General features: G+C 59.4%; 4 protein-coding genes, 1 tRNA gene and 1 pseudogene. 2 read left to right on the forward strand and 4 right to left on the reverse strand.

The annotated features are described in order from the left end of the window. Together IEV82_RS23210 and IEV82_RS23215 are read left to right on the forward strand one after the other, a co-directional pair. Window positions 1-430: pseudogene (locus IEV82_RS23210) on the forward strand (DUF882 domain-containing protein); the annotation flags it as partial. Then, window positions 430-681: a hypothetical protein gene (locus IEV82_RS23215; RefSeq protein WP_188484458.1), complete on the forward strand. Its 252-nt coding sequence runs from the start codon at window positions 430-432 to the stop codon at window positions 679-681. The pseudogene IEV82_RS23210 and the gene IEV82_RS23215, both read left to right, overlap by 1 nt. A 340-nt stretch (window positions 682-1021) precedes the next feature. Here IEV82_RS23215 and IEV82_RS23220 read toward each other — a convergent pair whose 3' ends face one another. The 4 genes from IEV82_RS23220 to IEV82_RS23235 all read right to left on the reverse strand — a co-directional run bounded on the left by IEV82_RS23220 (window position 1022) and on the right by IEV82_RS23235 (window position 5739). Then, window positions 1022-4399: a hybrid sensor histidine kinase/response regulator gene (locus IEV82_RS23220; protein WP_188484459.1), complete on the reverse strand. Its 3378-nt coding sequence runs from the start codon at window positions 4397-4399 to the stop codon at window positions 1022-1024. 467 nt (window positions 4400-4866) lie between these two features. Further along, the gene (locus IEV82_RS23225; RefSeq protein WP_188484460.1) at window positions 4867-5184 is read right to left on the reverse strand and encodes a type II toxin-antitoxin system RelE/ParE family toxin; all 318 of its coding nucleotides are present in this window, start codon (window positions 5182-5184) and stop codon (window positions 4867-4869) included. Then, complete coding sequence (locus IEV82_RS23230) at window positions 5181-5450, reverse strand: hypothetical protein (RefSeq protein WP_229748004.1); 270 nt, start codon at window positions 5448-5450, stop codon at window positions 5181-5183. Before IEV82_RS23230 ends, IEV82_RS23225 begins: the two co-directional genes overlap by 4 nt. Window positions 5451-5662: 212 nt before the next feature. Continuing rightward, window positions 5663-5739, reverse strand: a tRNA-Met gene (locus tag IEV82_RS23235). Window positions 5740-5758: the final 19 nt, after the last annotated feature.

The following is a 5758-nucleotide window of genomic DNA, read 5'->3' on the forward strand; positions in this document are numbered from 1 at the left end:
AGCCGCCTTCGACATCGCCATGGCGAACCACGATCCGGTGGCCTTCGAGGCAGCGGCCCGCGCCGTCGGCTTTCTCGGCTTCGGCACCTATCCCCGGTCGGGGTTCATGCACATTGACCTCGGTCCTGCGCGACGCTGGGGCGAACCCTTCCCGCTTCGCGCCACCCCCTTCATGCCCGAAATCCCGCCTGCCCGCGAGGTCTTGGCCGACAGCCGCACCCTGAAGGGCGGTGGCACAGCAGGCATCGCCACGGTCGGCGCTGCCGGGGTCGAAGTGGCACAGGATGTCCTCGCCGAAACCCAATCCGCCATCCTGCCGCTGGTGCCCTACCTCGACACCATGCGCTGGGTGTTCATCGCCGTTGCGCTGATCGGCATTACGGTCGCAATCCATGCACGGATCGACGACTGGAAGCGAGGCCAGCGCTGATGGGCTGGATCGCCACCATCCTCGTCAGTCGGCCGGCGCGCCGTGTGCTAACCTTGATCCTGGCAGCCTTCACCATCGCCCTGTTCCTGCTGAACCTGCGCCGCGCCGGTGAACGCGCCGGGAGGCTGGCAGAGCGCCTTTCAACATTGGACAACATCCATGAAATCCAACGCCAGATGCTGGACGCTGCCAGCCGTCGCCCCGCTGATCGTGATGCTCTGGCTCAGCGCTTGCGCGATGGGAGGTTCTGAGACTCACTCTCCCTGCCCGCCTGTTGTTGAATACAGCCCAGCAGACCAAGCTCGCGCTGCAGTCGAGATCGAGGCTTTGCCAGAAGGGGCAATGTTGGTCCGAATGCTCGCCGACTACGCCGTCGTGCGCGACCAGGCCCGGGCGTGCAGGTGACGCACTGGGCGGGCCAGACGATGCTGGAGGCCCAAAAAGTTTCAACGCGGGCCGCCACCTCCAGGCCGCCCACTTCGCGCCGCGGCCCACATCGAAAAACCTTCAGGATTCCGGTCATTCGCTGCAGCACGTATTTCATGCGCCTATGTGCGCTTTAGACCCGCAAAAATTCTCGGTTGCTGATGGTCAGGACTCTAAAACCTCCCGCACCTTCGCTGCGAGTTCGGATCGGCGGTAGGGCTTGCCCAGAAAGTTGACATCGGAATCCAGCCGTCCGTGGTGCACAATCGCGTTTTCCGAATAGCCCGACGTGAAAAGAACCTTCAGGTCCGGATGGATCACAAGGGCGGCGTCCGCAATCTGACGTCCATTCATGCCTCCGGGCAGGATCACATCGGTCAAAAGCAAGTCGATATCCGTTCTCGCACGCAGGATGTCCAGCGCCGGCGGGCCGGCCGACGCCGTGATCACCCGGTACCCCAGCCCGGTCAGTTGGGCCATCAACTGCTGCAAGATCAGGACGTCGTCCTCGATCACCAGAATGGTCTCCTGCCCATGTTGCAAGGGCCGGTCCTGCGATGTGGCGCCTTGCTCTTCGCGGTCCCCGACGTAGCGGGGGAAATACAGTTTGACGGTCGTGCCTTCGTTCACTTCGGAATAGATCCGGATATGACCGCCGGTCTGCTTGACGAAGCCGTGCACCATGCTCAAGCCAAGCCCCGTTCCCTGGCCGACGGCTTTCGTGGTGAAGAACGGCTGGAAGACCTGGGTGATCTGATCCTTGGGAATACCATGCCCGGTGTCACTGACTGCAATGACGATGTAGTGCCCGGCAGGCACATCAGGTTCGCTCAAGACATAGGCTTCGTCGAGAACCACATTCGCCGTCTCGATGGTCAATGACCCGCCACCCTGCATCGCATCGCGCGCATTGATCGCAAGGTTCAGAATGGCGGCTTCGGCCTGAGCAAGATCGATCTCTGTCAGCCATGTGTCATTGGCGAGGTCGATCTTGATGTCGATATCCTCACCCAAGGTCCGGCGCAGCATATCCTCGAAGTCGGCAATCACGGCGTTGACGTCAAGCACCTGGGGCCGAAGCATCTGTTTGCGCGAGAAGGCCAAAAGCCGATTGGTCAGTTCAGTGGCGCGATCCGTCGCGACAGCGCTCGCGTCGGCAAACCGCCGCAGTGGACTGTCTTCCTCAAGACTGTCCTGAAGCATTTCCGTATTGCCCATGATGATTGTCAGCAGGTTGTTGAAGTCATGGGCAATGCCGCCTGTCAGCTGGCCCACGGCCTCCAGTTTTTGCGACTGGCGCTGCCGCTCTTCCATGTCCAGGCGCTCCGAGATATCCGTCATGCTTCCAACGACCCGGACCACACGACCTTCTTCATCATGGATCGGAAACGCATGGTCCTCCACATGGGCCCAGGTGCCGTCAGCCCGTCGGAACCGATACTGGTCGTGAAGTGTGTCGATCTCACCCAAGGTCAGTTTCTCGAACAATTCATCGACACGCGTCTCATCGTCGGGGTGCACGTTTTCCCGCCACAGGGTCGGCACACTCGCATCTGGATCGGGGTGGTGACCAAACTGGTGAAACAATCCATCGCTCCACCAGAAGCGACGTTCAGCGATGTTCCAGTCCCAAACTGCACTTCCGGTGGCGTCGGCGATCAGGCGAAACCGTGCCTCTGAGACACGCAATGCGTCCTCGCTGCGCTTGCGATCGGTTATGTCGCGCTGCACCGCGACGAAATGCGTGACCTGTCCTGCACCATTTTTAAGCGGGACGATATCGAGCTCCAGCCAGTATTCCCGCCCGGACTTCGTGTAGTTGATCAATTCGGCGCTCACCGGCAAGTGGGTCTCGAAGGCTTTTTGAATCCGGTCCAGTTCGGACCGCTGGGTCTTTGGACCTTGCAGAATGCTCGGAGTCTGACCGATGGCCTCGTCGCGCGAGAACCCGGTCATGCGTTCGAAAGCATCGTTGACGTAGACGATTTTGGCGTTGCCCAACGCGTCCTGTGTGACGGATTCCGTGATGATGACGATATCGCTGATCTGCTCCACGGCAGCCTCGAGCAACCGCAACTGTTCGGTCTGGCGACATTCTTCGGTGATGTCGGAAAAATAAACAGCCAACCCATCTGGTATCGGATGGGCGGTGACGCGGAACGTTCGCTTGAGCGGCGGATAATGCTCAATAAACCTGACTGTCTGCCCGGTCTCGAACGCCCGCGAATACTGAGCGTCAAAGACGCTTCCGGAAAGTTCATCGCTAATCCGGCGTCCAATCAGTTCCTCACGAGTGCGCTCCAGAAGCTCCTCAGCCTTGGTGGTGAGGTAGGAAAAGCGCCAGTCATGATCGAGCATGAAAAAGGCATCACCTATATTTTCCAGGGTTTCGGCCAGACGCCTGCTCAGCTCATCAACTTCGCGTTGGGCGCTCGTCAACTCGGTAATGTCCTGCATCGCGCCTTGCACGGCAATGATTTTGCCCGTGTCGTCTTTCACCGGCACCCCAAAGGAGCGCACCTGGACGCGATTGCCTTTTGCGGTGATCAGATCGCGGACGTTGTCAAACGGAATGCCGTGTTCGACGCACTCCTGAAAGACCTTCCGCGCCGAGTCGCGTTCTTCGGGTGCAAAATAATCGACACCACCCTTGAGCGTCGGGGCCGTGCCTGGCGGAAGTTCGTGAATGGCCGCTGTGCCATCCGTCCATGTTACCTTTTCACTGGCAAGGTCAACGCGCCACCCACCCAGCTTGACCGCCCGGCCGGCAATCTCCAGCAGCTTTTCGGCGTCCTCGGCACGTTCGCGCACTGTAACCAGTTCGGAAATGTCCTGAAAAGACCCCTGAAGAATGACGACCTTGCCGGACTCGTCGTGCTCCGCCTCCCCGGTACATCGTACCCAAAGCTTCCGCCCCTTGGCGGTAATAATCTGAAAGGTTTCGCTCCACGGTCTGCCATCGTTCAGGCAGGCGTTGAAAAGCTCCGTGAAACGCGCGCGGTGTTCGGGGACATAATAAGCAATGCCGTCAGCAAGCTCCGGCGAGAACCCGTCCGGTTCATCGTGAATACGAGCGGTCTCGGTGGACCATTCCAACCGGTCTTTCGGCACGTCATAGCGCCAAGCCCCGAACTTTGCCGAATTCCCCGCGATCTCGAGCATCCGTTTCGCCTGCGCAAAGGCCGCTTCCGACTCGATCCGTTCAGTCACATCCCGTGCCGCGATCAGCCTCGCGCTGCGCCCATCGTGGTCGATAATGTGGCTGGTGATGTCGACATGGATGATCTCGCCGGACTTCAGCCGGTGCCGCCAGACCCCGGCTTCGTTTCGACTTTGGGTGACAGCCGCGACTTTTGCAACGAGGGCCGACTTGTCCTCGCTCGGGCGGATATCGGCGATGGTCATTGCAAGAAATTCGTCGCGGGAATACCCGTATTTTGCGACGGCGGCCTTGTTGACATCCAGAAAGCGCAGCGTGTCCAGATCGTAGACCCACATCGGATCGGGGTGGGACAGGAAGAGGCCGTCAGTCGCTGTATTCAATTCTTCACCCCTTTCGCGGAGCGGAGCCTCCGGAGGCGGTTGCGCCTAAGCGGGGACCCGGAAAATTCATGAGATGACACTAAAGTTGGATTTGAAATCTGGCCGACTTGGGTAGTTACTTCAGAGTTCGCCGTACACCTTAGGTTGTTTCTCGATATATATATATGGCGTGAAAAAACTTGCAATCTCCCGGGTGAACCTGTCTCTGCTCATGCCTCGAAGCCGCTGTAAGCACCAAGAACTACTGGTAGTTGGCGGGTCCTGTCGGTGCCGGAAATAGGCGAAGAGGCCTGTTTGCAGATATTAACCGTGGCCTGCTGCCGATTTCGTGGACACGAAGATAAGATCGTGACCATGGAATTGGAGATTGGATATGACGAGACGAAAGTTCAGCCGCGAGTTCAAGATCGAGGCAGTAAAGCTGGTGACCGAGCGGGGTGAATGGCATGTCTGGGCCGGGTGCGTTGTCAGCGACTGCGCATGCTGCTGCGCATGGCCCAATCGGCACCGCCATAGGTGACGGCGTAGATCAGCACTTCTGCGACATCGTCGTCGACGGCGAATGCGATGACAGCCTTGCGGCCTGCCGGGATGGCACGCAGGCCAGGGGCGATTTCACTGCGGAGACTGCCCTTGTGCGGCGTGGCCTTTAGCGTGGCGATAGCCGCCTCGATCTCGGCTAGCTTTCGTACGGCCGCGTCGGGCCCGGCATAGTCGAGGATCCAATGCGCGATGGCATCAAGATCACGCGCGACAAAAGGGTGGAAGCGGATGCGGTAGTTCACACGTCGCGAGCCGACCCGATGGTGCGGCGGGCCGCGGCGAAGGCGTCGTCCTGGTCGATGAACGCTTCGCGCGGTGTTTCCATGCGGGCACGGATTTCCTGCGCGAGGGCGGAGAGCGCAACATCGCGTTCCTGCTCATCCTGCATCATCTGTTCCAGCGCGGCCGCGACTGCGGCGCTCTGGGTCGCGAACAAGCCCTGCCCCACCTTTTCAGAAAGGAACTGGTGGTGACGGTCGGTAAAGCTGAGGGTGGTTTTGACGGTCATCCGCGCCTCCATGGTATGACTAAGTCATATACTGGATCAGGGCGATGCTTTCAACCGGGCGCACGCGGCACTGCTGATGGCCCTCAAACGCAAAAAGCCCCCTGGGTTTCAGGGGGCTCGTGTAACGTTGAGGTGGCGTTGAGGTAAAACGCGTGACGCTATACACAAGCGAAACACTCAACATTTAAGCTTTTGATTTAGCGTAGTATTTATGGTTGCGGGGACAGGATTTGAACCTGTGACCTTCAGGTTATGAGCCTGACGAGCTACCGGGCTGCTCCACCCCGCGACAGGGGAAAGTTTAGAGA

Origin of the sequence: Marivita lacus (assembly GCF_014637725.1) — a bacterium.
Lineage (GTDB): Bacteria > Pseudomonadota > Alphaproteobacteria > Rhodobacterales > Rhodobacteraceae > Marivita > Marivita lacus.